This is a genomic window from Amycolatopsis mongoliensis (assembly GCF_030285665.1).
GTDB classification, from domain to species: domain Bacteria; phylum Actinomycetota; class Actinomycetes; order Mycobacteriales; family Pseudonocardiaceae; genus Amycolatopsis; species Amycolatopsis mongoliensis.
This window is the reverse complement of sequence record NZ_CP127295.1, coordinates 8118045-8141639: the sequence shown is the minus strand read 5'-3', so window position 1 is coordinate 8141639 and position 23595 is coordinate 8118045. Positions and strand designations below refer to the sequence as shown.

Sequence of the window (23595 nt, the reverse complement as noted above, 5' to 3'; positions counted from 1 at the left end):
GACTTACGCGAGGTGCTCGTGGAGCGGGCCCCAGACCGGGAACGAGTCCGGCCCGGTCGTTTCGCCGAGGCAGTCCCGCAGGGCGGCCAGGAGTGCGTCGCCCGCCAGGTCGACGCCGATGAACACCAGCTCCTGCCGCGGTTCCGCGGCCACCCCCTGCGGCTCGAACCGCGCCACCGCCCCCGCCTGGGACCACAGGCCCGTCACCCCGGGGCGGGACGCCAGCGCGAAGAACCCCTTGGACCGCAACACGGTCCCGAACTCGCCCGAGTCCAGCCGCCGCGTCACGAAGTCCCACAGCGCCGCCGGGTCGAACGCCCGCGCCGCACGGAAGACCACGCTCGAGATGCCGTACTCCTCGGTCTCCGGCACGTGGTCGCCGTTCAGCTCGGCCACCCAGCCCGGCGCCTCCTGCGCCCGTTCGGCGTCGTACCGGCCGGTCCCGAAGACCCGCTCGAGGGGCACCTCCCCGAAGCTGCCGGTGACGACGTCGGCGGCCGGGTTGAGCCGCCGGAGCGTCGCCACGAGACGGTCGACGTCCGGGACGAGGTCCGTCTTGTTGAGCAGCAGGACGTCGGCGAACTCGACCTGGTCGACCAGCAGGTCGCTGACCGTCCGCTCGTCGCCGGCGTACTGGTGGAGCCGCCGTTCCACCAGCGAGTCGCCGGCGGCGAGCTCGCGGGCGAAGTTCGCCGCGTCCACCACCGTGACCATCGTGTCGAGGTGGGCGACGGCGTCCAGGAACGTGAACGTCGCCGCCACCGGCATCGGCTCGGAGATCCCGCTCGACTCGATCAGCACGTGGTCGAAGCGGTCGTCCGCGCAGAGCGCTGCCACCTCCTCGAGGAGGTCCTCCCGCAGGGTGCAGCAGATGCACCCGTTGGTCAGCTCGACGAGGCGCTCCTGCGAGCGCACGAGCGCCGCGTCGATGTTGACCTCGCTCATGTCGTTGACGATCACCGCCACCCGCAGGCCCGCCCGGTTGGCGAGGATGTGGTTGAGCAGCGTCGTCTTGCCCGCGCCGAGGAAGCCGGACAGGACCGTGACCGGGACGGTCACGAGTGGAAGTGCCGCATCAGCCGCCGCGGGACGAGCTTCGTCTCGCCGTCGACCTTGATCGGCACCAGGTCCGGCACCGCCGCCTTCCACTGCGACCGCCGGGAACGCGTGGTGCTGCGCGACTTCTTGCGCTTCGGGACGGCCATCAGCGCGTCTCCCGCTTCCCGTAGCGGCGGTGGAACTTCTCGACCTGGCCGGCGCTGTCCATGATCCGCTGGGTGCCGGTCCAGAACGGGTGCGACCACGAGCTGATGTCGACCAGGACGAGCGGGTACGTCTGTCCGTCGGACCAGTCGATCGTCCGCTCGGAGGTGATGGTGGAGCGGGTCAGGAACGCGTCGCCGGTGGACGAGTCCTTGAACACCACGGGGTGGTAATCGGGGTGGATTCCGGTCTTCACTGGTCTTCCTTTCGGTTCACCGCGGTCGCGTCGTGCCGCGCCTGGTCGGTTTCGGTGTCCTCGCACGGTTCTTCGTGCCAGTCGCCGAACGGGTCGGGGTAGCGCTGCCACCCCTCGGGGCCGGCGGCCAGTTCTTCGTCGGTCAGTAGAGCGCCGCGCAGGGCCGCGTCGATCTCGTCAGGCGTTGTCTGGTCCGTCACCACGACGAGCTCCTGCGCGCGGTCGCCGTGCACCGGGTGCCACCGCAGGGACGCCAGCGTCCGGCGCTCGGGGGAGACGTCCGTCCACTCCGGACCGTCCGGCGCGGCGAGCCACGGCCCGGCGTGGCCGATGCCGAGGCCGCCGCCCGCCGACTCGATCCAGAACGCCACGTCGGGCTGGCTGGCCACCCAGGCGCGCCCGCGGGTCCGGACGACGCCGTCGAGGAGGACGTCGAGGGCGTCGTGCAGGCGTCCGGGGTGGAACGGCCGCTGTGCGGTGAACGTGACCAGGCCGATGCCGCAGTCGACGTGCACCGGCGGCTCGCCGCGCAGCAGCGCGCCGTGCATGTCGGTGACCTCTCCGCGGCGGGCGTCGGACGGCACGGCGTCGAGCACGCTGTGCCCGTCGATCCGCGACAGCTCGACCCGCGGGACCGACGGCGCGACCCGGTCGAGGACCGCGGACGCCTTCGCGGCGGTCCACGCGTCGGTGGCCGCACCGGCCAGCACGAGGACGTCGGCGAACTCGACCTGGGACAGCGCGACCTGCGCGACCGTGCGCTCGTCCTCCGGACTGGCCTGCAGGTTCCGCTCGGCGAGCACGTCGTCGCCGGTCGCATCGGCGAGGAAGGTCGCGCAGTCCACGACGGTGAACACCGCCCGCAGGTCGACGTCGTCGCTCACCGGGTGGCCACCGACCACGACGTTCCGGATCGTCCAGCTCACCGGCTCCGGCTCCATGGCCTCGTCGAGCCGGACGACGATCCGGCGGACCTGCGGCATCCGGGCCAGGTGCCGCAGCAGCGGGAGCAGGTCCTCGCGCAGGGTGCACGACACGCAGCCGTGGGCCAGTTCGAGGACGGTCAGCTGGTCGCGCTGCTCGAGCCGCAGCCGGCGGCGGACGACGCCGGAGTGGATTTCGCGCAGGTCGTGGTGGACGACCGCGGTGCCGGGCCCGGCCACGCGCAGCAGTTCGGCGAGTGTGGCGGTGGGCCCCGGGGCGAGGCCGCTCACGAGGACGAGCGGGACGCGGGGGTGAGGGGTCACGGGTGCTCCAGGAATACGGGCGGGGTACGGTGCGTAGAGTAGATGAAAACGACAATCACTATCAACTTGGGAGGGTCCGTGTCCGCTGTGTGCCAGGTCACCGGCCGCAAGCCGGGCTTCGGCAAGCAGGTCTCGCACTCGCACCGCCGTACGTCCCGGCGCTGGGAGCCGAACCTGCAGAACCGGCGCTACTTCGTGCCCAGCGAGGGCCGCTGGGTGCGGCTGCGGGTCTCCGCCAAGGGCATGAAGACGATCGACAAGCGCGGCATCGAGGCCGTCGTGACCGAACTGAAGGCAAGGGGAGTGAAGCTGTAATGGCGAAGAGCACCGACGTCCGCCCGGTCATCAAGCTGCGGTCCACCGCGGGCACCGGCTACACGTACGTCACGAAGAAGAACCGCCGCAACGACCCGGACCGGATGGTCCTGCGCAAGTACGACCCGGTCGCGCGCGAGCACGTCGAGTTCAAGGAAGAGCGCTGATGGCGAAGAAGTCGAAGATCGCGAAGAACGAGCAGCGGAAGGTGGTGGCCGCGCGGTACGTCGAACGCCGTCGCGCGCTCAAGGCCGTCATCGCTTCGCCGTCGTCGTCTCCGGAAGCGAAGTCCGAGGCGGTCGTCGCGCTGCAGAAGCTGCCGCGCGACGCGAGCCCGACGCGGATCCGCAACCGTGACGCCGCCGACGGACGTCCGCGCGGGTACCTGCGGAAGTTCGGGTTGTCGCGGGTGAAGGTGCGCCAGGCCGCGCACCGGGGCGAACTGCCCGGCGTGACGAAGTCGAGCTGGTGAGACCGATGCCGAAGCCGCACCGCGACCGCCCGGGCAAGCGCAAGGTGAACCTGTTGCACGCCCACCGGATCACCCACGTCGACTGGAAGGACGTCGAGCTGCTGCGGAAGTTCATCTCCGACCGCGGCAAGATCCGCGCCCGCCGCGTGACGGGTTTGACGCCTCAGCAACAGAAACAGGTCGCCACGGCGATCAAGAACGCGCGCGAGATGGCCCTGCTGCCGTATCCCGCTTCGGGCCGCGCGAACTGAAAACCGGATGCTGCGGCCGGGTGGGCGTGAGCACGCCCGCCCGGCCGCCCGGGTCCTGTCCGGGTGGCGTTACGCACGCTGGGCTGGCGCGCGGGTGAACCGTCAATAAACTCCCGCCCATGGACGACCCGCACTACCTCTCCGGCCTCCAGCTCACGGGCCGCCGCGTCGTGATGTTCGGCGGCGGCTCCGTGGCCCAGCGGCGGCTGCCCCGGCTGATCAGCGCGGGCGCCCGCGTCGAACTGGTGTCGCCGCACACGACGCCGTCGGTGCAGGGGATGGTGGACGCGGGGGAGCTGGTCTGGCACGAACGCCGTTACGCCTCCGGTGACCTGAAGGACGCCTGGTACGCCCTGGCCTGCACGAACGACCCCGCGGTGAATGCGGAAATCTGCGCCGAGGCCGAGCGCGAGCGGGTGTTCTGCGTCCGCGCCGACGAGGGCGAGTCCGGCACCGCGGTGACCCCGGCCTCGGGTCGGCACGGCGGCCTGCTGTTCGGTGTCCTCTCCGGCGGCGAGCCGCTGCGCTCGGCCGCGGTCCGCGACTCGATGCTCGACGGCCTGCACGACGGCACGATCGAGGACGGCCGTCAGCCGCACCCGGCGGGCAGTCTCCCCGGGGTCGCGCTGGTCGGCGGCGGTCCTGGCGACCCGGAGCTGATCACGGTCCGCGGCCGGCGGCTGCTTTCACGCGCGGACGTCGTGGTCGTCGACCGGCTGGCGCCGCGCGAACTGCTCGACGAGCTCGCGCCCGAGGTCGAGATCGTCGACGCGGCGAAGATCCCGTACGGCCGCGCGGCCAGCCAGGACGTCATCAACAGCACGCTGATCGAGCGGGCCAAGGAGGGCAAGTTCGTCGTCCGCCTCAAGGGCGGCGACCCGTACCTGTTCGGCCGCGGCTTCGAGGAGGTGCTCGCCTGCGCCGAGGCGGGCGTCCCGGTGACGATGGTCCCGGGCATCACGAGCGCGTTCGCGGTCCCGGCCGTGGCGGACGTCCCGGTTACCCATCGCGGTGTGGCCCACGAGGTGGTGGTGGTCTCCGGCCACGTCGCTCCCGGCGACGACCGGTCGCTCGTCGACTGGGAGCTGCTGGCCCGGATGCGCGGGACGATCGTGCTGATGATGGGCGTGGAGCGGCTGCCGCAGTTCGCGAAGGCGCTGCTGGACGGCGGCCGCCCGGCGGACACCCCGGTGGCGATCGTCGAGGACGGCACCATGCGCACCCAACGCACCCTGCGGTCCACTTTGGACACGGTGGTCACGGACGCGGCGGCCTCGGGAGTCCGGCCGCCCGCGGTGATCGTGATCGGCCCGGTGGCGGGCCTGGCACCCGTCCAGTCCGCTTAGGGCACAAGACGGCCGGCGGCGGCGAGGATCGCGTCGGCGACGTCGGGCAGCGGCAGGCGGCCGTCGACGACGATCGTCGCTCCCAGCCGCCGGCAGGCGGACTCGGCGCCTTCGTTGGCTTCGAGCGCCGCCGCCAGCTCCTCCGGGTGCTTGCCGAAACTGTTCGAGGTACGGGTCAGGAGCCGGTCCCGGAGCGTGTCGTCGTCGACCACCAGGCAGACCACGAGGTCGAAGAGGTCGCGCAGATCCTCGTCGTTCTCGGTGGAGCCGCAGAAGAACGCGAGTTCTCCGTGCGCTCTCGCCGCGAGAGCCTCGACCTCCGCGCGGCTGGTCTGCCACCCGAAGCGGTCCGCGTCGACCGCGAGCTCGCCCCGGCTCTTCAGGAGCGCGCAGACCGCCGACCTGCCGACCCCCGCGTTGCCGGTCACCCACACCAGAGGCACCGGCGAAGCATCTCACCTCGAGCCGCTCTCAGTCCTCGTAGCAGCTCGCGGCGAAATCCCGGATCGCGTCCGACAGCCGGGTCGGGTCGAGGCGGAGCTCCACCGGGCTGCGGGCCTGGACGAACTCCGCGTCCGGCATATCGATCGCCAGGGTGTCCGCGTCGCCGAACGGGTGGATCGGGTCGCCCTGGTGGCCGATCACCAGCGTGCGCGTCGTGATCTTGCGACGTGCCGACTTCGGCGGTGCGATGCGGCCGAACAGCACGCCGTGCAGCAGCGCCGCCATCGGGGCCGGGCGCTGCGACAGCGTGTCGGTCACGACGTCGACCCACTGGTTGCCGTGCGGGACGAGGGACGCCAGCAGCGCCACCGCCTGGACGGTCACCGGCAGGAACCGGGCCGCCATCAACAGCGGGGCGAAGGTGAACAGGCCCGCGACGATCGCGTTGTCCAGCACCGGCATCTCGACGATCAGCCCGCGAGCCCGCTCGGGCGCCGAGATCGCCACTTCGAGCGAGACGTTCGCGCCGAGCGACGTCCCGCCGATGACCGCCGCCTCCACCTCGAGGTGGTCCAGCAGGGCCAGGGTCTGCTCGGCGAACGAAGGCATCGAGTAGAGCCACGACTCGGTCGGCCGGTCGGAGTCGCCGTGGCCGAGGAGGTCGAGCGTGATCACCCGGAAACCCGCGCCGGCCAGCCGGCGCGCGAGCGGGGCGTGCATCCGGCGGGTCAGCATGATGCCGTGGGTCAGCACGACGACCTTGTCGCCGCTGCCGAACTCCGTGTACCAGAGCCGGTGCCCTTCGTGGTCGAACGAGCCGGTCAGCTCGATCGGGCGGGACGCGCGCCGGGCGGGCGGGGCCGGGGGCTCGGGCTCGATCAGGGTCGCGCTGCTGGCCGGGCTCATGTCCCACCGTCCTCCCCGCGTCGTGGTCACCTGCATCCAGGAAAACATCCCGTGACCACGTTGGCACAGTGACTCGCGCGTCAATTGACAACGTGCCAATGGCGGCTCGTCGCGGGCATGGGTCAAGATGACCTCATGACCGCTACTGCTGACAGTCTGCCCGACCTCGTCTCCCTGAAGGTCGACGTCGACGGCTCCGTGGCCGAAGTGACGCTCCTCGGCCCCTCGAAGGGCAACGCGATGGGACCGGACTTCTGGCGCGAGCTGCCGCTGGTGTTCCGCGCGCTGGACGCCGACCCGCAGGTCAGGGCCGTGGTGCTGACCGGCAGCGGCAAGCACTTCTCGTACGGTCTCGACCTCCCGGCGATGATGGGCGACTGGGCCCCGATGCTGGGCGGCGACAACCTGGCCGGGCCGCGGACGGCGTTCCTCGACCAGGTCCGGTCGCTGCAGGCGGCGGTCAGCTCGATCGCGGAATGCCGCAAACCGGTCGTCGCGGCCGTTTCGGGCTGGTGCATCGGCGGCGGGGTCGACGTGGTCGCCGCCGCGGACATCCGCCTGGCCAGTGCCGACGCCAAGTTCAGCGTCCGCGAGGTGCGCGTCGCCATCGTGGCGGACCTCGGCAGCCTCCAGCGGCTCGCGTCGATCGTCGGTGAAGGCCACCTGCGCGAGCTCGCCCTGACCGGCAAGGACATCGACGCCGCCCGCGCCGAGAAGATCGGGCTCGTCAACGACGTCCACGCCGACCAGGAGGCGCTGCTGAAGGCCGCGAGGGAACTCGCCGGGGAGATCGCTGCGAACCCGCCGCTCGTGGTGCAGGGTACGAAGCAGGTACTGGCGACCAACACCGAGCGCCAGGTCGCCGACGGCCTCCGGTACGTCGCGGCGTGGAACTCGGCGTTCCTGCCCAGCAAGGACCTCGGCGAGGCGGTCCAGGCGTTCATGGAGCGCCGCAAGCCGGAGTTCACGGGCGAATAGACACCACCGAGGAGGCAGGGTGAGCAACGGCGCTTCGGAAGTCCACCACGCGTTCCGCGTGGCACGGGACTACCTGCAGACCCACCGCGAGGACTACGAAACGGCCTACCGGGACTTCGCCTGGCCGGAGTTCGACCACTTCAACTGGGCGATCGACTGGTTCGACGTCGTGGCGCACGACCCCGACAACGCCGAGCGGTACGCGCTGTGGATCGTCGAAGAGGACGGCACCGAAAACCGCTGGACCTACCCGGAGATGTCCGGCCGGTCCAACCAGGTGGCGAACTGGCTGCGCGGCCTCGGCGTCCGCCGCGGCGACCGGCTGATCCTCATGCTGGGCAACCAGGGTGAGCTGTGGGAGACCATCCTCGCCGCGATCAAGCTCGGTGCCGTGATCATCCCGGCGTCCACGCTGCTCGGGCCGGCCGACCTGACCGACCGCGTGGCGCGCGGAGCGGCCAAGCACGTCGTGGTCCGCTCGGTGGACGCGCCGAAGTTCGACCGCGTCGAAGGCGACTACACGCGGATCGCGGTGGGGGAGCCGGTCGAGGGCTGGCAGCCGTACTCGGCCGCGTTCGCCGAGTCGCCGGAGTTCGCGCCGGACGGCCCGACGAAGGCCGCCGACCCGCTGCTGCTCTACTTCACCTCCGGCACCACGGCGAAGCCGAAGCTGGTGCAGCACACCCACGTCTCGTACCCGGTCGGCCATCTCTCCACGATGTACTGGATCGGGCTGGAGCCGGGCGACGTCCACCTGAACATCTCCTCGCCCGGCTGGGCGAAGCACGCGTGGAGCAACTTCTTCGCGCCGTGGAACGCCGAGGCGACGGTGTTCCTCTACAACTACAGCCGGTTCGACGCGAACGCGCTGATGGCCCAGATGGACCGGTGCGGGATCACCAGCTTCTGCGCGCCGCCGACGGTGTGGCGGATGCTCATCCAAGCGGACTTGACCGCGCTGAAGACTCCGCCGAAGAAGGTCGTCGGCGCGGGGGAGCCGCTCAACCCCGAGGTGATCGAGCAGGTCCGGAAGTCGTGGGGCGTCACCATCCGCGACGGCTTCGGCCAGACCGAAAGCAGCGTCCAGATCGCGAACACCCCCGGCCAGGACGTCGTGCCCGGCTCGATGGGCCGCCCGCTGCCCGGGTTCGTGGTCGCGCTGGTCGACCCGGTCAGCGGCGAACAGGCATCGGAGGGCGAGATCTGCCTCGACCTCCGGCACCGCCCGGTGGGCCTGATGACCGGCTACGCGGACGACGACGAACGCACGTCGACCGCGTTCGCGAACGGCTTCTACCACACCGGTGACGTCGGTTCGATCGACGAACGCGGGTACATCACGTACGTCGGGCGCACGGACGACGTGTTCAAGGCGTCGGACTACCGGATCTCGCCGTTCGAGCTGGAGAGCGTGCTGATCGAGCACGAGGCCGTGGCCGAGGCGGCGGTGGTCCCGGCCCCCGACCCGATCCGGCTCGCGGTGCCCAAGGCGTACGTGGTGCTGGCGGCCGGCCACGAGCCGACGCCCGACACGGCGAAGGCGATCCTCGCGCACTGCCGCGAGCACCTGGCACCGTACAAGCGGATCCGGCGCCTCGAGTTCGCGGAGCTGCCGAAGACGATCTCGGGCAAGATCCGCCGCGTCGAGCTGAGGGGCCGCGAGAACGACCCGAAGCGCGGCGAAGGCACCGAGTACCGCGAAGAGGACTTCCCCGACCTCAAGTCCTGACCCCGGCTCCCAAGCGCCCCAATGTGGCCTTCAGTGCGCTCAACGCACCGAAGGCCGCCTTGGGTGCGTTGAGCGCAACCAAGGCCACAATGGGGCGGTCGGGGACGAGCTCAGCCGCGGGTGCCCTCGACCTGGCGGCCGTCCTCCGTCGAGCACGCCGTCACCGGGTCGTTCGGGCCGCTGCCGCACGTCCACTCGTCGAGGACGACCGGGCCCGGGCCGTCGGCGGAGGCCGCCTCGGCCGGGGTCAGCTTCGCGAAGTAGTCCTTCAGCAGCTTCGTCGCCGCGGCGCAGTCGACCTGGCCGTGCGCGACGACCGCCGTCTTCGCGCCGCCCGCGCCGGTGACGTCGCCGCACGGCACGCCCGGCGCCGTCGACCCGGCCGCCGCGGCCGCGGCCGGGACGGGGGCGGGACCGGAGGAGGACGGTCCGGCGGGCGCCGGGTCACCGCCGCCGCAGCCGGCCAGCACGGCGGTCGCGGCGACGAGCAGCAGGGGGTACGCGAGTGTCTTCATGGGCCCTTCAGGAACGGAAACGGATCGGGAGGGGTCACTCGGACGGCACCACGGCGGCGAACACCGTCTGCTCGCCCTTGGTGCAGGTGGTGCCGCCCTGGGCGGCCGGCGGCCCGGACGTGCACAGCCAGCCGTCGACGGTCTCGTTCACCGCGTCGTTCGAGCCGGCGCCCTGGCGGCCGGCGATCTTGCGGTGGAAGTCGCCGACGAGCTTCGTCGCCGCGACGCAGCTGACGCCGGCCGAGCCGCTGTCGAACACGTAGAGCGTCAGCCCGCTGGCGGCGGTCACGGTGCCGCACGACCCGGGCACCGACGGCGGCGCCCCGGACGGCTTCGTCACCGGCGCGGGCGCGGGCGAGCTGCTGCCGGCGGGCGGTGGCGGAGGTGTGCCGGTGGACGTCGGTGCGGACGTGGCGGCCGGCGGGGGAGACGACGACGGCGGCGCCTGGGCGGCCGGCTCACCGGAGCAGGCCGCGAGCGCGGGCACGGCGAGGCAGGCGGCGAGCAACGGCCGCCACGTCCTCGTGGTGGTCGGATGGGGCACCGCGATCTTTCCTCCCCCGGTCGGGCTGGCCCGGTCATTCTGGCCCATCCGGGCCGGGGCCCCGTGGCCGACTCGCCCACAGGTGTGCCGCAGATTACTCCAGCCGGGTGGCGGCCCGGTCCGGCGGCTCCCGAAACACTGTCCACAATGGACAATTAACATTCCGTTCACGCTCCGAAACCTCACGCAGTCATCAAGAATCGATCGGTCTAATTCCGGCCGCGCCGGTTAACAATCCGGCCCCGCGAGCCGAAGATCTTGGTGGAGGCCGAAGAGCTTCCCCGTTCCCCGACATCCGTCCCGAGCCCGTGAGAGCGATGAACGCCGACGCTGTGACCAGCCCCGAAACCAGCACCGACCCGTCCGCCCCGCCGACCGTCCCCAGCAGCGTCGTCTGGTGCGGCGGCCGCCCCTACGTCCTCGAGGCGCGCCCCGGCCGCGCCCGCTGGATGGGCACCGACTACCGCGGCCGCCCCGAGGCGCTGAGCAGCGCCGAGCTGCAGCGACGCGGCTGGAGTCACCGCCGCGCCAGCTGACTACGCTGACCGAGTGAGCACAGCCGCCCCCGAACCAGCCGCTCAGGCGAGCGCCGCCGAACCGTCCCTGCTGAAGCAGGCCTTCAACGTCCCCAACATGCTGTCGCTGCTGCGGCTCGCCGGCGTGCCGGTGTTCCTCTGGCTGCTGCTGGGTCCGGAGGAGGACGGCTGGGCGCTCGCGCTGCTGGTCTTCAGCGCGCTGACCGACTGGCTCGACGGCAAGCTGGCCCGCTGGCTCAACCAGATGTCGCGGCTGGGCCGGCTGCTCGACCCGGCGGCCGACCGGCTCTACATCCTCGCGACGCTCATCGCGTTCCTGGTCCGCGACATCATCCCCTGGTGGGTCGTGGTGCCGCTGGTACTGCGGGAGGCCGTGCTCGGCGTCTGCGTCGTGACGCTGCGCCGGCGCGGCTTCGCCCCGCCGGAGGTGACCTACATCGGCAAGGGCGCAACCTTCGTGCTGATGTACGCCTTCCCGTTCCTGCTGCTCGCGCAGGGCGGCTCGGACGTCGCCGCGGTCGCCCGGCCGATCGGCTACGCCTTCACCATCTGGGGCGGCGTCCTCTACGTCTGGTCCGGCGTGCTCTACGTCGTGCAGGCGCGCAACGCGCTGCGAGGCGCGGGCGACGACTGAGCGCGACGCTTATCCCCGGGTCGTGCCTGCCGCTGCGCCGTGTGGGTGTAAGACTTCGCCCAGCACGTTTTCGCCAGTGAGGGCATGAAAGGGGACCGGCGGTGTCCGCTCCTGAAGAGCTTCGCTACACCGAGGAACACGAGTGGGTCGCCACTCGCGGCGAGGACACCCTCGTCCGCATCGGCATCACCGAGTACGCGCAGGACCAGCTCGGCGACGTCGTGTTCGTCGACCTTCCCGAGGTCGGCCGCCAGGTGAGCGCGGGCGACGTCTTCGGCGAGGTCGAGTCGACGAAGAGCGTGTCCGAGCTGTTCGCGCCGGTCGACGGCGAGGTCGTGTCGGTCAACGACGCCGTCGCCGACTCGCCGGAGCTGATCAACAGCGATCCCTACGGCGAGGGCTGGCTGATCGAGATCCGCCTCGACGACCCGGCGGGTCTCGAAGCCCTGCTGGAAGCCGAGGCGTACGACGCCCTGACCAAGGGCTGAGCTCCGCTCCGGGCCGCCCGGACCGGCACTGCGCCGGTTCGGGGAGCCGGGGCTCGGAGAATCGATCAGGCACGGTACGTTGGCAGCTACACGTTCTTGAGTACTAGGCAACACAGCATGTGTGGAGGAGAGCTCAGGTGAGCACGAACGACGGGCCCGGCGGCGTTCCCCCGGAGCAGTCTCCGGAGCGGACCTCTGTCTTTCGGGCCGACTTCCTGGCCGAAGCCGAAGGCCACGAGTCCGCCCCCGCCGCGGAGGCACCGGTACAGGGCGTGGACGCCCTGCCGGCGGGTTCGGCCCTGCTGGTCGTGAAGCGCGGGCCCAACGCGGGTTCGCGGTTCCTGCTCGACCGCGACACCACCAGCGCCGGACGGCACCCGGACAGCGACATCTTCCTGGACGACGTCACGGTCTCCCGCCGCCACGCCGAGTTCCGGCGTGAGGGCGGCGAGTTCGTCGTCATCGACGTCGGCAGCCTCAACGGCACCTACGTCAACCGCGAGCCGGTCGACCAGGCCGTCCTTGCGGGGGGCGACGAGGTGCAGATCGGGAAGTTCCGCCTGGTCTTCCTGACCGGCCCGGGTCACGGGGGCCAGGGGGCGCAGTGACGGCGGCCGGGCGGCCACAGAGTCATGGACTGAGCATCGGGGCCGTTCTGGCGCAGCTGCGCGCGGAGTTTCCCGATGTCACCATCTCCAAGATCCGGTTCCTCGAAGCGGAAGGCCTGGTCCAGCCGGGCCGGACGGCTTCGGGCTACCGGCAGTTCGCCGCGGCGGACGTGGAGCGCCTGCGGTTCGTCCTGGCCGCCCAGCGGGACCACTACCTCCCGTTGAAGGTCATCAAGGAGCAGCTGGACGCGGCGGACTCGGGAGCCGGGCCCGTCGCGGCCCTGCCCCGCCCGCCGCGCCGGCTGGTGCCGATCGACGCCCCGGCGGAGAACGTCGGCTTGCCGGTGGCGGAGGACTTCGCCACCGGCAAGGAGCTGCGCCTGACCCAGGAGGAGCTCCTGGAGCAGGCCGGTATCGACGCGGCCGCCCTCGCGGAGCTGCAGCAGTACGGCCTGGTCCGGCCCGGTCCCGCGGGGTTCTTCGACCCGGACGCGGTGCTGGTCGCGCGGACGGTGAAGGCGATGACCGAATTCGGTATCGAGCCGAGACATCTGCGTGCCTTCCGCGCCGCGGCCGACCGCGAGGTCGGGTTGCTGGAGCAGATCGTGACACCGGTGTATCGGCACCGTGACCCGGAGGCCAAGTCGAGGGCGGATGAGGTGGTGCGGGAGCTCGCGGCACTGTCCGTGACCCTGCACACGCTCCTCGTGAAGGCCGGAATTCGCGGCGCCACGGGGTGTTGAGCCGTAACGGGGCGGTGAGATCCTCTTTGCGGTCCCATGTCAATGACTGAATGTTCGGCACCTCATGCCGTACCGTGAGAACAACGGTTTGCGGTAGGCGAGCCGAGAGTGTCCGACAGCGAGCACAGCGCACGGATGACGGGTAGCGTCGGTAGGGAACGGCGCGAGGCGGTTCCAGCGCTGAAGCCCGTGTGCACGAGAGGGAGGCGAAGCCCGATGAGCGAAATGCGCGTCGTCGGTGTGCGGGTCGAGCTGCCCGCGAATCAGCCGATCTTGTTGCTGCGGGAGACCGAGGGCGAACGGTACCTGCCGATCTGGATCGGCTCGGTCGAAGCGACCGCCATCGCGTTGGAGCAGCAGGGGGTCCGGCCCGCCCGGCCGCTCACGCATGACCTGCTGAAAGAGGTCATCGGGGCGCTGGGCCGCGAGCTCGAGCAGGTCGTCATCACCGACCTCAAGGAAGGCACGTTCTTCGCGGAACTCGTCTTCGACGGCGACATCCGGGTGTCCGCCCGGCCGAGCGACTCGGTCGCGCTGGCCCTGCGGATCGGCGTCCCCATCCACGCCGTGGACGCGGTGCTGGAAGAGGCCGGCCTGATCATCCCGGACGAGCAGGAGGACGAGGTCGAGAAGTTCCGCGAGTTCCTCGACTCGGTGTCGCCCGAAGACTTCCGCGGAGCCGACACGTAAGTTCGCTTGCCTTGACGCGGACGTCAACGTCTAGCGTCGGGGGCATGCGGATCGGAGAACTGGCCAGGCGCACGGGTACGACGACCCGTGCGCTTCGCTTTTACGAGGCTCAGGGCCTCCTCGCGGCCCGTCGCTCGGCGAACGGCTACCGCGAGTACGACGAGGGCGACCTGCAGCTGGTCAAGGAGATCCAGACCCTGCAGACGGTCGGCCTGAGCCTCGACGAGACCCGCCCGTTCGTCGACTGCCTGCGCAGCGGCCACGAAACCGGCGACTCCTGTGCGAGCTCGATCGAGGTCTACCGCCGCAAGCTCGAAGAAGCCGACGCGCTGCTGTCCCGGCTCGGCGGGATCCGCGCCGAACTGGCCGCGAAGCTCGCCGGCGCCCTCGCCCGGCAGGCACCCGATCCCTGTGTCGTCCCCGACGCCCCGCGCCCGTGAAGGAGCCCGTCATGCCCGAAGACACCGCAGTCGCCGTTTCCGACGTCACCGATGCCACGTTCGCGGCCGAGGTCCTCGGCAGCGACGTCCCCGTGCTGGTCGAGTTCTGGGCCACCTGGTGCGGGCCCTGCCGGATGGTCGGCCCGGTGCTGGCCCAGCTGGCCACCGAGCGGGCCGGGAAGCTCGCCGTGCGGAAGGTCAACGCCGACGAGAACCCGGAGACGACCCGGTCCTACCAGGTCATGTCGCTGCCGACGATGATCCTCTTCCGCAACGGCGAGCCGGTGACGACGATCGTCGGCGCCTACCCGAAGGCCCGGATCGAGGAGCGCCTCGACCAGGCCCTCTAGGGAGCCGTCGCCTTCACGAACGTGTCGGCGACTTCCCGCCCGTACTGCTCGAGGTCCAGCGAGGGGTCGCCGGCGAAGGCCGCCGCGACGCCGTCGACGGCCTGGGCGATCGACATCGCCATCACCTCGGGCGTGAAGTCGCCGAAGGCCCCCTCGGCCTGGCCCTGCTTGAGCTGGCGGGCCAGGCCGTGCACTCGCATGTCGTCGACCAGGACCTTCGTCATCGCCCAGCCGTCGGCGTCGTCGGCGTGGGCGGCCATCTCCGTCAGCACCCGGACGCACTCGGGGTACGCGCGCAGGAACGCGATCGACGTCTCGATGTGCGCCCGCAGGTAGCCGGGCCGGTCCGCGGGGTCCACCCCGCCGCCGGTGCGCTCCTTCAGGAACTCGTTCTTCGTCTCGACCACCGTGCTCAGCACGGCCTGCATCAGGCCGGCCTTGGTGGTGAAGTGGTACGAGATCATCCGGGTGCTGCTGAGCCCCGCGCGCTCCTTGATCTTCGCGAAGGTGGCTTTCCGGTACCCGAGGTCGGCGATGACGCCGATGGTCGCGCCGATGATCTGCGCGCGGCGCGCCGCCTCCGTCACGCTGAGGCCCAGTTCGGCCATGAGGCCGGTGTTTACTTGCATGAGTAAAAATTAACACGGCTGAGTAAATCGCGACAAGAGGTTTGAACCACCGCGCCCGGGGTACGGCGAACGGCTCAAAGGCTCATCCGACCGTTGAGGCTTGCCGCGCGTCGCGTTGACCGGTCCTGTCCGGGCGCTTACCGTCGAAGGAGGTAAATCGCCACGGTGTGATTCACGGTCTGGGGCCGGACCGTGGCGGTTGATCTCCGGCGGGTCCCGCTCCTGGGACCGTCCGGCTGTCATTCGCCGGCCACCAGGTCGGGCGAGGGGAGGCTTGCGTGGTCGAGGCTGGTTCCGAGAAGCAGCCTGTTGAGGTCGCGGCTGGCGAGCAGGGTGAGCTGTTCCCCGACGACTCGCTGCCGGACGAGCTGGTGGGTTACCGCGGCCCGGCCGCGTGCCAGATCGCCGGCATCACCTACCGCCAGCTCGACTACTGGGCCCGGACGAAGCTGGTCGCACCCAGCATCCGCACGGCGCACGGCTCCGGCTCGCAGCGGCTGTACTCGTTCAAGGACATCCTGGTCCTCAAGGTCGTCAAGCGACTGCTGGACACCGGGGTCTCCCTGCAGAACATCCGGGTCGCCGTCGACCACCTGCGCGTCCGCGGAGTCCGCGACCTCGCGCGCGTGACCCTGTTCTCCGACGGCACCACCGTCTACGAGTGCACCTCGCCGGAGGAGATCGTCGACCTGCTCCAGGGCGGCCAGGGCGTCTTCGGCATCGCGGTCAGCGGCGCCATGCAGGAAATCAGCGGCACCATCCACGAGTTCCCGGCCGAACGCGCCGACGGCGGCATCGTCGAGCAGCACGAGCCGGACGAACTGACCCAGCGCCGCAACGCCCGCCGGACCGGATGATCACCGCTGCGGCGGACGGAGTAAGGTTCACCCCGCGGTCGACGAATCCGCGCGGGAGAGTCCGAGCCACACCTTGAGCTCGGCGCCGAAGGAGCAAGTCCTCCCCGGAACCTCTCAGGCACCCTGGACCGCGCGGACGAGACGCCTCTGGAAAGCGGGTCGTCAGGACACAGCTTGACGACCCCGCCGACGGTGCAAGCCCGGCTCAACCTCGGGCGAAACTCTCAGGCGCCCTACGGGTACGGACAGAGTGGGGAGGGTTTCCTCCGGGTTCGGGTGGACCCTGCTCGCGCAGAGCGCTCGCCTGAACCCTCCGCGGTGTTTGCGGGGGTGCAACCCCCGCACCCCGCCCGGCGGGCTCCGCCCCGGACCCCCCGCCGTGGTCACCTTCGCGTTTACAGTCGGGTTGGGTAGACACCGCCGTTCGGAGGAGGCCATCGTGGACTTGTCGCTCGCCTCGCTGGAACAGGGCATCCCCTTCGCCGACCGGCACATCGGGCCCGGGCCGGACGAACTCCGCCGGATCCTCGACGTCGTCGGCGTCGCTTCTCTCGACGAGCTCTCCGAGCGTGCTGTTCCCGAGTCGCTGCGCGCCTCCGCCGGCCCGCTCGAACTTCCCCCGGCCGCCACCGAAGCCCAGGCCCTCGCCGAACTCCGCGAGCTCGCCGCGCGGAACCGGCCGATGACCCAGATGATCGGCCTCGGCTACCACGACACCGTCACCCCGCCCGTGATCCGCCGCAACGTGCTCGAGAACCCCGCCTGGTACACCGCGTACACGCCCTACCAGCCCGAGATCTCGCAAGGCCGGCTCGAAGCCCTGCTCACCTTCCAGACCATGGTCGCCGACCTGACCGGGCTACCCGTCGCGAACGCCTCCCTGCTCGACGAGGCCACCGCCGCGGCCGAGGCCATGACACTCGTGCGGCGGGCCGGGAAGACCGCCTCGAACCGGTTCGTCGTCGACCGGGACACCCTGCCGCAGACACTCGCCGTGCTCCGCACCCGCGCCGAACCCCTCGGCATCGAACTGGTCGTCGAAGACCTGTCCCAGGGGCTGACCGGACTCGGCCTCGGCGGCGACTTCTTCGGGATCCTGCTGTCCTGCCCCGGCGCGTCGGGCGCGGTGCGCGAGCTGGACCTCACCATCGCCGACGCGAAGAAGCACGGCGCGGCGGTCATCGTCGCCGCCGACCCCCTCGCGCTGACCATCCTGCGCCCACCGGGCGAACTCGGCGCCGACGTCGCCGTCGGGTCGACGCAGCGCTTCGGCGTCCCGCTCGGCTTCGGCGGCCCGCACGCGGGCTACCTCGCGGTCCGGAAGGGCCTGGAACGGCAGCTGCCGGGCCGGCTGGTCGGCGTCTCGAAGGACGCCGACGGCGCACCCGCGTACCGGCTCGCCCTGCAGACCCGCGAGCAGCACATCCGCCGCGAGAAGGCGACGTCGAACATCTGCACCGCGCAGGTCCTGCTGGCGGTGATGGCGTCGATGTACGCGGTGTACCACGGACCCGACGGACTGCGCGGGATCGCGCTGCGCGCCCACCGGATGGCCACCGTGCTCGCGGCCGGTCTCTGCGAGGGCGGCGTGGGCGTCGTCCACGGCGAGTTCTTCGACACCGTCACCGCGGCGGTGCCGGGCCGGGCGGACACGGTCGTCGCGGCGGCCCGCGACCTCGGCGTGAACCTGCGGCGGATCGACGGCGACCACGTCGGCGTCGCCTGCGACGAGACGACCACCCGCGAACACCTTTCCCTGGTGTGGAAGGCGTTCGGCGTCTCGGTGTCCGATGTGGATGGTCTCGACGCGGACACGGCGGACGCGCTCCCGGCGCCGCTGCGGCGCACCAGCGCGTTCCTCACCCACCCGGTGTTCCACGCCCACCGCTCGGAAACCGCACTGCTGCGCTACCTGCGGCAGCTCGCGGACAAGGACGTCGCGCTCGACCGCAGCATGATCCCGCTCGGATCGTGCACCATGAAGCTCAACGCCACCGCCGAGATGGAACCCATCACCTGGCCCGAGTTCGCCGGGCTGCACCCGTTCGCGCCCGCCGAGGACGCGGCCGGCCTCCTCGAGGTGGTCGCCGACCTGGGTGCCTGGCTCGCGCGGATCACCGGCTACGACACGGTTTCGCTGCAACCCAACGCGGGCAGCCAGGGCGAGTTCGCCGGGCTGCTGGCCATCCGCGCCTACCACCGTTCACGTGGCGAGGGCGAGCGCGACGTCTGCCTCATCCCGGCGAGCGCACACGGCACGAACGCGGCGAGCGCCGTGATGGCCGGCATGCAGGTGGTCGTCGTCCGTTGCGACGACGAAGGCAACATCGACGTCGCGCACCTGCGGTCCACTGTGGACGACCACGGCGCCGACCTGGCCGCGATCATGATCACCTACCCCTCCACGCACGGGGTCTACGAAGACACCGTCGGCGAGGTGTGCGCGCTGGTGCACGACGCGGGCGGGCAGGTGTACGTCGACGGCGCCAACCTGAACGCGCTCATCGGCGTGGCCCAGTACGGCCGGTTCGGCGCCGACGTCTCGCACCTCAACCTGCACAAGACGTTCTGCATCCCGCACGGCGGTGGCGGACCCGGCGTCGGCCCGATCGGGGTCCGCGCCCACCTGGCGCCGTTCCTGCCGAACCACCCGCTGCAGCCGGCCGCCGGCCCGGAGACGGGCGTCGGCCCGGTCAGCGCGGCGCCCTGGGGCAGTGCGTCGATCCTGCCGATTTCGTGGGCCTACATCCGGATGATGGGCGCGGACGGCCTGCGCCGGGCGACCCTCGTGGCGGTGGCCAACGCCAACTACGTCGCGCGGCGGCTCGGGGACCACTACCCGGTGCTGTACGCGGGGCGCGAAGGGCTCGTCGCGCACGAGTGCGTCCTCGACCTGCGGCCACTGACGAAGGCGACCGGCGTGACGGTCGACGACGTCGCGAAGCGGCTGGCGGACTACGGGCTCCACGCTCCGACGATGTCGTTCCCGGTCGCGGGCACGCTGATGGTGGAGCCCACCGAGAGCGAGGACCTGGTCGAGCTGGACCGGTTCTGCGCCGCGATGATCGCCATCCGCGCCGAGATCGACCGGATCGCCTCGGGCGAGTGGTCCCTGGCGGACTCTCCGCTGCGGCACGCCCCGCACACGGCGCGCTGCCTGGCGGGCGACTGGGACCGGCCGTACAGCCGCGAGACGGCCGTGTTCCCGGGCGGCACCGGCGCGGCCAAGATCTGGCCCCCGGTCCGCCGCATCGACGGCGCGGCGGGGGACCGGCACCTGGTCTGTTCGTGCCCGCCCCCGGAAGCCTTCGCCCAGCGGTCGTGAGTGCGTAACAGTGTTCTAACACTGTTACGCACTCACGACCCCGTGTCGGCCAGGTGGACCATCAGCTCGGTCCGGCTCGCCAGGCCGAGCTTGCGGTAGATCTGCTGGAGGTGCTTCTGCACCGTCCGCGGGCTCACCCAGCCGCCGGGCGATCTCGCGGTCGGGCGCCGCCCGCGCGACGAGGTGCGCCACCTCCTGCTCGCGGGGCGTCAGCCCGGGCACCGTCACCGTGGCCGGCCGGACCGCCGGCCGCTCTTCCCGGGCGAACGCCTGGGCCAGGTGGGGTGCGAGCAGTGCGACCAGCTCGTGGTCCCGGGCCGGGACCGGCTGAGTGTCAGGACGCGGCCGACACGGTCGGGGCCCCGGCCGGCGAAGCCAGCAGCAGCGCCGGAACGGTGAAGAGTCGTTTCATGGTGGGCCTTCCTCCCCTGTGCTTCATGACCCCTCAAGAACACCGACCACCGGGGCAGGCGGCCATACGCAGTGTGCGTACGTCGGGCCGAGCCCGCACAGGAACGGGAGGTAGGTTGACGCCATGGCGAGTGGGCACGGTCCTGATCGGACGTCCGTGGTCGTGACCGGCGGCAGCGGCTTCATCGGCCGGGCCGTCGTGCGCGCCCTCCGCGACCGGGACGTCCCGGTCACCGTCGCGGACCGGGTCCCGTTCCCCGACGACGCCGAGGGCGTCCGCGTGGTGACCGGCAACCTGCGTGACGCGGCCGTCCGCGAGGAAGCCGTGACGCCGGAGACTGCCGGCATCGTGCACCTCGCCGCGCTGACATCGGTGCTGAAGTCGGTTGAGCTGCCCGAAGACACCTTCGCCGACAACGTGCTGGTGACCCAGGAACTGCTGGAGCTGGCGCGCCGGCGCGAAGTGCCCCGGTTCCTGCTCGCCTCGACCAACGCGGTGATCGGCAACGTCGGCACCGCGACGATCACCCCGGACCTGCCGCTGCGGCCGCTGACGCCCTACGGCGCCACCAAGGCGGCGTGCGAAATGCTGCTCTCGGGCTACGCCGGCGCGTACGGCATGACGACGTGTGCGTTGCGGTTCACCAACGTCTACGGCCCGGGAATGTCCCACAAGGACAGTTTCGTGCCGCGCATGATGCGTGCCGCGCTGACCGGCACCGGCGTCAAGGTCTACGGCGACGGCCGCCAGCGCCGCGATCTCGTGCACGTCGACGACGTCGTCCGCGCGATCCTGCTGGCCCTCGACAGCGGCCACACCGGCCGCGCGATCGTCGGCGCCGGGCGCTCGGTTTCCGTGCTGGAGATGGTCGAGGCCGTGCGCGAGGTGACCGGCGCCGAGCTGCCGGTCGAGCACGTCGAGGCGCCGGCGGGGGAGATGCCCGCAGTGGTCGTCGACGTCTCGGCGAGCGCGGCGACGATCGGCTACGAGCCGTCCGTGTCGCTGACCGACGGCCTGGCCACGGCGTGGAAGTACTTCTCCGGGCTCGACCGTCCAAACGCGACACTATGACGGCGTTCGCCCGGCGGCACTGGCTGCTGCTCCTGCTCCTCGTCCCGGCGATCACGCTCCGGGTGCTGACCTGGCTGGCCTACCGGCCCGCGCTGCTGTACATCGATTCGTTCCGCTACATCGACAACCTGCACGCGCTGCGCGCCGACCAGTTGAACCCGATCGGCTACGACCTCGTGCTGCGTCCGCTGCTGGCGGTCGGCGGGCTGGCCTGGGTCGCGGCCGTCCAGCACGTCGGCGGGCTCCTGATCGCCGTCGGCCTGTACGCGCTGGTACTGCGCCTCGGCGGCCGGCCGTGGGTCGGCGCGCTCGCCGCGGTGCCGGTGCTGCTCGACGCTTACCAGCTGCAGATCGAGCAGAACATCATGTCCGAGGTGGTCTTCGAGGCCGTCCTGCTCGGGCTGCTGTGGCTGCTGCTCGGCTGGGGCACGCCGGGCTGGAAACGCGCCGGCGTCGCCGGGCTGCTGCTCGGCTTCGGCGTGCTGACGCGGCTGGTCGGGATCTCCGTCGCCCTGCCCCTGCTGGTGTTCCTGGTCGTCGCCGGGGGAGCGTGGCGGCGGTGGGTGGGCTGGCGCCGGGCGGGGGCGGGCCTGCTGGGCCTGCTCGTCGTGCTCGTGCCCTATTCGGCGCGGGTGCACGCGGAGACGGGCAAGTGGGGGCTGACCGGGCCGTCCGGGAACATGCTCTACGGCCGCACCGCCGCCGTCGCCGACTGCGCGAACCTCCACCTCGACCCGGTGCTGCAGGTGTTCTGCCCGACCGAGCCGCGCGAGAACCGGCTCGTGGACAACTACACCCACGCCGACCTCGACCCCAACTGGCCGGGCCCGCTGCCGCCGGGCGCGGACAAGGCCGCGCTGGCACACGAGTTCGCCGTCGACGTCCTGAAGGAGCAGCCCGGCGACGTCGCGGAAGCGGTGCTGAAGGACTTCGCCAAGAGCTTCGCCTGGACCCGCGAGCAGGACCCGACCGACGTCCCCCTGGACCGGTGGCAGTTCCAGCTCACCTACCCGCAGTGGGCCGACCAGTCGCTGATCGACCTGGTCACCCAGCAGAACGACGGTGTCGTCGCGAGCGTCGACCAGCCGCTGGCCAGGATCGTGCGCGACTACCAGCTCGGCGGCGGCTACGTGCCGGGCGTGATGCTCGGCATCGGCGCGTTGCTGGGCCTGCTGACGGTGTTCCGCCGCAAGAAGCCGCTGGACCGGGCGCAGGCGGGGGCGCTGCTGGCGGCGTCGAGCGGCCTGATCCTGCTCTTCGCCTCCGCGGTGTTCCAGTTCTCCTGGCGCTACCAGATCCCGGCGCTGGTGCTCCTCCCGGTGGCCGGCGCGCTCGGCTTCACCACCCTGACGTCGGCCAGCCGGAAACGCCTCGCCGCGTTCCCCGACGACGTCGACCAGGGCGCCCTCGACGACTTCCGCGGCCGTCACCCCGGCCTGGAACTGGCCCCGCTGACCGTCGTGATCGCGGCGTACAACGAGGCCGGCGGCATCGGCGAAGTCCTGGAGAAGATGCCGGACGAGTGCCTCGGCATGCGGGTCGACGTGCTCGTCGTGGTCGACGGCGGCACCGACGACACCGCGGCGATCGCCGAAGAGCACGGTGCGCACGTCTGCGTCGCGCCCCGCAACCGCGGCCAGGGCGCTGCCCTGCGCCTGGGCTACCACCTCGCGGCCGAAGCCGGTGCCGAGTACGTCGTGACGACCGACGCCGACGGCCAGTACGACAACAGCGAGCTGGAAGCCCTGGTCAGGCCGGTCGTCGAGGGCACCGCGGACTTCGTCACCGGCTCCCGCCGGCTGGGTCACGAAGAGGCCGACAGCCGCGTCCGGTGGCTGGGCGTGCGCGTGTTCGCCGCCCTGGCCTCGGTACTGACCGGCCGGCGGATCACCGACACGTCGTTCGGCTTCCGCGCGATGCGGGCGGACCTGGCCTGCTCGGTTCCGCTCAACGAACCGCAGTACCAGTCGTCGGAGCTGATGCTCGGCGTGACCGCGCGCGGCGCCCGGGTCGTCGAGCTGCCGATGAGCATGCGGCTGCGCAAGGCGGGCAAGAGCAAGAAGGGCGGCAGTGTCGTCTACGGCGCCAACTACGCCCGGGTCATGACGGGGACGTGGTGGCGGGGGTACGTGCTGCGCCGCGGCCGAACACGAGCCGGTCGAGCAGGGTGAACTTCACGACGAACACCAGCGCGTAACTGGCCACGTACGCTCCGTCGACGAGCACGACCCACCAGAAGTGCGGCAGGTCCAGCGGCGTCAGCAGGGAGCCGGCCAGCGTCGTGAGGCCGACCGACGCGAGCCCGCCGAGGCCGATGACGACGAGGTAGGGCAGCAGTTCGCGGCGCAGGCGCGGGCGCCCGGTGCGGCCCCACACCCAGCGGCGGGTGACCACGAAGTTGAGCACCGCGCCGGCCGCCCAGGCCAGCGTGCTCGCCAGGGCCGCGGCGCCGCCGGTGGCCAGGACCGCGAGCAGCACGACCTGGCTGACGACCGTGGCCGCGACGGACGTCGCCGCGGCGCGCGCCAGCCGGGCCCAGCCGCGGCGGCGGGTTTCGTCCGTTGTGCGGGGCCGCACACCGTTGGTTACGGTCGTCATGCCCCCAT

At 71.4% G+C, this 23595-nt stretch carries 30 protein-coding genes and 1 riboswitch; of the genes, 19 read left to right on the top strand and 11 right to left on the bottom strand.

Annotation, left to right across the window (positions count from 1 at the left end; translation table 11 throughout):
• Nucleotides 1-3: 3 nt before the first annotated feature.
• Genes QRX60_RS39065 through mrf form a run of 4 tightly spaced genes read right to left on the bottom strand, consistent with a single transcriptional unit; the run spans nt 4 to nt 2706 of the window.
• On the bottom strand, nt 4-1059 hold the full coding sequence (locus tag QRX60_RS39065; protein ID WP_285996481.1) for a GTP-binding protein: 1056 nt from the start codon (nt 1057-1059) through the stop codon (nt 4-6).
• Entirely contained in the window at nt 1056-1205 is a 150-nt protein-coding gene (gene rpmF, locus QRX60_RS39060; protein ID WP_285996480.1) for a 50S ribosomal protein L32, read from the bottom strand. Before rpmF ends, QRX60_RS39065 begins: the two co-directional genes overlap by 4 nt.
• Nucleotides 1205-1459, bottom strand: coding sequence for a type B 50S ribosomal protein L31 (locus QRX60_RS39055; protein WP_285996479.1), 255 nt, complete (start codon nt 1457-1459; stop codon nt 1205-1207). The genes rpmF and QRX60_RS39055 overlap by 1 nt, the downstream gene beginning before the upstream one ends.
• On the bottom strand, nt 1456-2706 hold the full coding sequence (gene mrf / locus QRX60_RS39050) for a ribosome hibernation factor-recruiting GTPase MRF (protein WP_285996478.1): 1251 nt from the start codon (nt 2704-2706) through the stop codon (nt 1456-1458). Before mrf ends, QRX60_RS39055 begins: the two co-directional genes overlap by 4 nt.
• A 78-nt stretch (nt 2707-2784) precedes the next feature.
• Between mrf and rpmB the strand changes: the two genes are divergently transcribed.
• The 5 genes from rpmB to cobA all read left to right on the top strand — a co-directional run bounded on the left by rpmB (nt 2785) and on the right by cobA (nt 5090).
• Nucleotides 2785-3021, top strand: coding sequence for a 50S ribosomal protein L28 (gene rpmB / locus QRX60_RS39045; protein ID WP_285996477.1), 237 nt, complete (start codon nt 2785-2787; stop codon nt 3019-3021).
• A complete protein-coding gene (gene rpmG / locus QRX60_RS39040; RefSeq protein ID WP_285996476.1) occupies nt 3021-3188 on the top strand; it encodes a 50S ribosomal protein L33 in 168 nt (55 codons plus the stop codon). Before rpmB ends, rpmG begins: the two co-directional genes overlap by 1 nt.
• The gene (gene rpsN, locus QRX60_RS39035) at nt 3188-3493 is read left to right on the top strand and encodes a 30S ribosomal protein S14 (protein ID WP_285996475.1); all 306 of its coding nucleotides are present in this window, start codon (nt 3188-3190) and stop codon (nt 3491-3493) included. The genes rpmG and rpsN overlap by 1 nt, the downstream gene beginning before the upstream one ends.
• A complete protein-coding gene (rpsR, locus tag QRX60_RS39030) occupies nt 3490-3744 on the top strand; it encodes a 30S ribosomal protein S18 (protein ID WP_285996474.1) in 255 nt (84 codons plus the stop codon). Before rpsN ends, rpsR begins: the two co-directional genes overlap by 4 nt.
• 119 nt (nt 3745-3863) lie before the next feature.
• A complete protein-coding gene (gene cobA / locus QRX60_RS39025; protein ID WP_285996473.1) occupies nt 3864-5090 on the top strand; it encodes a uroporphyrinogen-III C-methyltransferase in 1227 nt (408 codons plus the stop codon).
• Here cobA and QRX60_RS39020 read toward each other — a convergent pair.
• Both QRX60_RS39020 and QRX60_RS39015 read right to left on the bottom strand, forming a co-directional pair.
• Nucleotides 5087-5533: a DEAD/DEAH box helicase family protein gene (locus QRX60_RS39020; RefSeq protein ID WP_285996472.1), complete on the bottom strand. Its 447-nt coding sequence runs from the start codon at nt 5531-5533 to the stop codon at nt 5087-5089. The two genes, cobA and QRX60_RS39020, sit on opposite strands and share 4 nt — an antisense overlap.
• A gap of 28 nt (nt 5534-5561) precedes the next feature.
• Nucleotides 5562-6440: an alpha/beta fold hydrolase gene (locus QRX60_RS39015; RefSeq protein ID WP_285996471.1), complete on the bottom strand. Its 879-nt coding sequence runs from the start codon at nt 6438-6440 to the stop codon at nt 5562-5564.
• A gap of 135 nt (nt 6441-6575) precedes the next feature.
• Between QRX60_RS39015 and QRX60_RS39010 the strand changes: the two genes are divergently transcribed.
• Together QRX60_RS39010 and QRX60_RS39005 are read left to right on the top strand one after the other, a co-directional pair.
• Nucleotides 6576-7418, top strand: coding sequence for a crotonase/enoyl-CoA hydratase family protein (locus QRX60_RS39010; protein WP_285996470.1), 843 nt, complete (start codon nt 6576-6578; stop codon nt 7416-7418).
• A 19-nt stretch (nt 7419-7437) separates the two neighbouring features.
• Nucleotides 7438-9147, top strand: a complete 1710-nt coding sequence (locus QRX60_RS39005; RefSeq protein WP_285996469.1) for an AMP-binding protein — start codon at nt 7438-7440, stop codon at nt 9145-9147.
• Between the two features lie 110 nt (nt 9148-9257).
• On the opposite strand, the gene QRX60_RS39000 is transcribed toward QRX60_RS39005, so the two are convergent.
• Nucleotides 9258-9662 (bottom strand): hypothetical protein, encoded by a 405-nt coding sequence (locus QRX60_RS39000; RefSeq protein ID WP_285996468.1) that lies wholly within the window; start codon nt 9660-9662, stop codon nt 9258-9260.
• Between the two features lie 34 nt (nt 9663-9696).
• Nucleotides 9697-10206 (bottom strand): hypothetical protein, encoded by a 510-nt coding sequence (locus QRX60_RS38995; RefSeq protein ID WP_285996467.1) that lies wholly within the window; start codon nt 10204-10206, stop codon nt 9697-9699.
• A 317-nt stretch (nt 10207-10523) separates the two neighbouring features.
• Here QRX60_RS38995 and QRX60_RS38990 point away from each other — a divergent pair, with 317 nt between their 5' ends.
• The 8 genes from QRX60_RS38990 to trxA all read left to right on the top strand — a co-directional run bounded on the left by QRX60_RS38990 (nt 10524) and on the right by trxA (nt 14695).
• A complete protein-coding gene (locus tag QRX60_RS38990) occupies nt 10524-10742 on the top strand; it encodes a hypothetical protein (protein ID WP_285996466.1) in 219 nt (72 codons plus the stop codon).
• Nucleotides 10743-10755: 13 nt separating this feature from the next.
• The gene (locus QRX60_RS38985) at nt 10756-11376 is read left to right on the top strand and encodes a CDP-alcohol phosphatidyltransferase family protein (protein ID WP_285996465.1); all 621 of its coding nucleotides are present in this window, start codon (nt 10756-10758) and stop codon (nt 11374-11376) included.
• Nucleotides 11377-11477: 101 nt separating this feature from the next.
• Entirely contained in the window at nt 11478-11864 is a 387-nt protein-coding gene (gcvH, locus tag QRX60_RS38980) for a glycine cleavage system protein GcvH (RefSeq protein ID WP_285996464.1), read from the top strand.
• Nucleotides 11865-12001: 137 nt separating this feature from the next.
• Nucleotides 12002-12472, top strand: coding sequence for a glycogen accumulation regulator GarA (garA, locus tag QRX60_RS38975; protein ID WP_284750621.1), 471 nt, complete (start codon nt 12002-12004; stop codon nt 12470-12472).
• Complete coding sequence (gene ftsR, locus QRX60_RS38970) at nt 12469-13215, top strand: transcriptional regulator FtsR (protein ID WP_285996463.1); 747 nt, start codon at nt 12469-12471, stop codon at nt 13213-13215. Before garA ends, ftsR begins: the two co-directional genes overlap by 4 nt.
• 216 nt (nt 13216-13431) lie before the next feature.
• On the top strand, nt 13432-13905 hold the full coding sequence (locus QRX60_RS38965) for a bifunctional nuclease family protein (RefSeq protein WP_009078856.1): 474 nt from the start codon (nt 13432-13434) through the stop codon (nt 13903-13905).
• Between the two features lie 44 nt (nt 13906-13949).
• Nucleotides 13950-14345, top strand: a complete 396-nt coding sequence (locus QRX60_RS38960; RefSeq protein WP_285996462.1) for a MerR family transcriptional regulator — start codon at nt 13950-13952, stop codon at nt 14343-14345.
• An 11-nt stretch (nt 14346-14356) separates the two neighbouring features.
• Complete coding sequence (gene trxA, locus QRX60_RS38955) at nt 14357-14695, top strand: thioredoxin (RefSeq protein WP_285996461.1); 339 nt, start codon at nt 14357-14359, stop codon at nt 14693-14695.
• Here the strand turns inward: trxA and QRX60_RS38950 are convergent.
• Complete coding sequence (locus QRX60_RS38950; RefSeq protein WP_408630170.1) at nt 14692-15324, bottom strand: TetR/AcrR family transcriptional regulator; 633 nt, start codon at nt 15322-15324, stop codon at nt 14692-14694. The two genes, trxA and QRX60_RS38950, sit on opposite strands and share 4 nt — an antisense overlap.
• 278 nt (nt 15325-15602) lie before the next feature.
• Here QRX60_RS38950 and QRX60_RS38945 point away from each other — a divergent pair, with 278 nt between their 5' ends.
• Complete coding sequence (locus QRX60_RS38945) at nt 15603-16181, top strand: MerR family transcriptional regulator (protein WP_285996460.1); 579 nt, start codon at nt 15603-15605, stop codon at nt 16179-16181.
• Nucleotides 16182-16223: 42 nt separating this feature from the next.
• A riboswitch (glycine riboswitch) is annotated at nt 16224-16322 on the top strand.
• Between the two features lie 295 nt (nt 16323-16617).
• On the top strand, nt 16618-19506 hold the full coding sequence (gcvP, locus tag QRX60_RS38940) for an aminomethyl-transferring glycine dehydrogenase (protein WP_286003792.1): 2889 nt from the start codon (nt 16618-16620) through the stop codon (nt 19504-19506).
• Between the two features lie 32 nt (nt 19507-19538).
• On the opposite strand, the gene QRX60_RS38935 is transcribed toward gcvP, so the two are convergent.
• On the bottom strand, nt 19539-19643 hold the full coding sequence (locus tag QRX60_RS38935) for a LuxR C-terminal-related transcriptional regulator (RefSeq protein WP_408630169.1): 105 nt from the start codon (nt 19641-19643) through the stop codon (nt 19539-19541).
• Nucleotides 19644-20041: 398 nt separating this feature from the next.
• Between QRX60_RS38935 and QRX60_RS38930 the strand changes: the two genes are divergently transcribed.
• A complete protein-coding gene (locus QRX60_RS38930; protein ID WP_285996458.1) occupies nt 20042-20989 on the top strand; it encodes an NAD-dependent epimerase/dehydratase family protein in 948 nt (315 codons plus the stop codon).
• Entirely contained in the window at nt 20986-23160 is a 2175-nt protein-coding gene (locus QRX60_RS38925) for a glycosyltransferase family 2 protein (RefSeq protein ID WP_285996457.1), read from the top strand. The genes QRX60_RS38930 and QRX60_RS38925 overlap by 4 nt, the downstream gene beginning before the upstream one ends.
• Here the strand turns inward: QRX60_RS38925 and QRX60_RS38920 are convergent.
• A complete protein-coding gene (locus tag QRX60_RS38920; protein WP_285996456.1) occupies nt 23090-23587 on the bottom strand; it encodes a GtrA family protein in 498 nt (165 codons plus the stop codon). The genes QRX60_RS38925 and QRX60_RS38920 overlap by 71 nt on opposite strands.
• Nucleotides 23588-23595: the final 8 nt, after the last annotated feature.

Bases quoted from the DNA above. Each gene is read 5' to 3' on its own strand.
- rpmF (WP_285996480.1), bottom strand. From the start codon at position 1,205: ATGGCCGTCCCGAAGCGCAAGAAGTCGCGCAGCACCACGCGTTCCCGG.
- rpmG (WP_285996476.1), top strand. From the start codon at position 3,021: ATGGCGAAGAGCACCGACGTCCGCCCGGTCATCAAGCTGCGGTCCACC.
- rpsN (WP_285996475.1), top strand. From the start codon at position 3,188: ATGGCGAAGAAGTCGAAGATCGCGAAGAACGAGCAGCGGAAGGTGGTG.
- cobA (WP_285996473.1), top strand. From the start codon at position 3,864: ATGGACGACCCGCACTACCTCTCCGGCCTCCAGCTCACGGGCCGCCGC.
- QRX60_RS39015 (WP_285996471.1), bottom strand. From the start codon at position 6,440: ATGAGCCCGGCCAGCAGCGCGACCCTGATCGAGCCCGAGCCCCCGGCC.
- QRX60_RS39010 (WP_285996470.1), top strand. From the start codon at position 6,576: ATGACCGCTACTGCTGACAGTCTGCCCGACCTCGTCTCCCTGAAGGTC.
- QRX60_RS39000 (WP_285996468.1), bottom strand. From the start codon at position 9,662: ATGAAGACACTCGCGTACCCCCTGCTGCTCGTCGCCGCGACCGCCGTG.
- QRX60_RS38990 (WP_285996466.1), top strand. From the start codon at position 10,524: ATGAACGCCGACGCTGTGACCAGCCCCGAAACCAGCACCGACCCGTCC.
- QRX60_RS38965 (WP_009078856.1), top strand. From the start codon at position 13,432: ATGAGCGAAATGCGCGTCGTCGGTGTGCGGGTCGAGCTGCCCGCGAAT.
- QRX60_RS38960 (WP_285996462.1), top strand. From the start codon at position 13,950: ATGCGGATCGGAGAACTGGCCAGGCGCACGGGTACGACGACCCGTGCG.
- trxA (WP_285996461.1), top strand. From the start codon at position 14,357: ATGCCCGAAGACACCGCAGTCGCCGTTTCCGACGTCACCGATGCCACG.
- QRX60_RS38950 (WP_408630170.1), bottom strand. From the start codon at position 15,324: ATGCAAGTAAACACCGGCCTCATGGCCGAACTGGGCCTCAGCGTGACG.
- QRX60_RS38930 (WP_285996458.1), top strand. From the start codon at position 20,042: ATGGCGAGTGGGCACGGTCCTGATCGGACGTCCGTGGTCGTGACCGGC.
- QRX60_RS38925 (WP_285996457.1), top strand. From the start codon at position 20,986: ATGACGGCGTTCGCCCGGCGGCACTGGCTGCTGCTCCTGCTCCTCGTC.
- QRX60_RS38920 (WP_285996456.1), bottom strand. From the start codon at position 23,587: ATGACGACCGTAACCAACGGTGTGCGGCCCCGCACAACGGACGAAACC.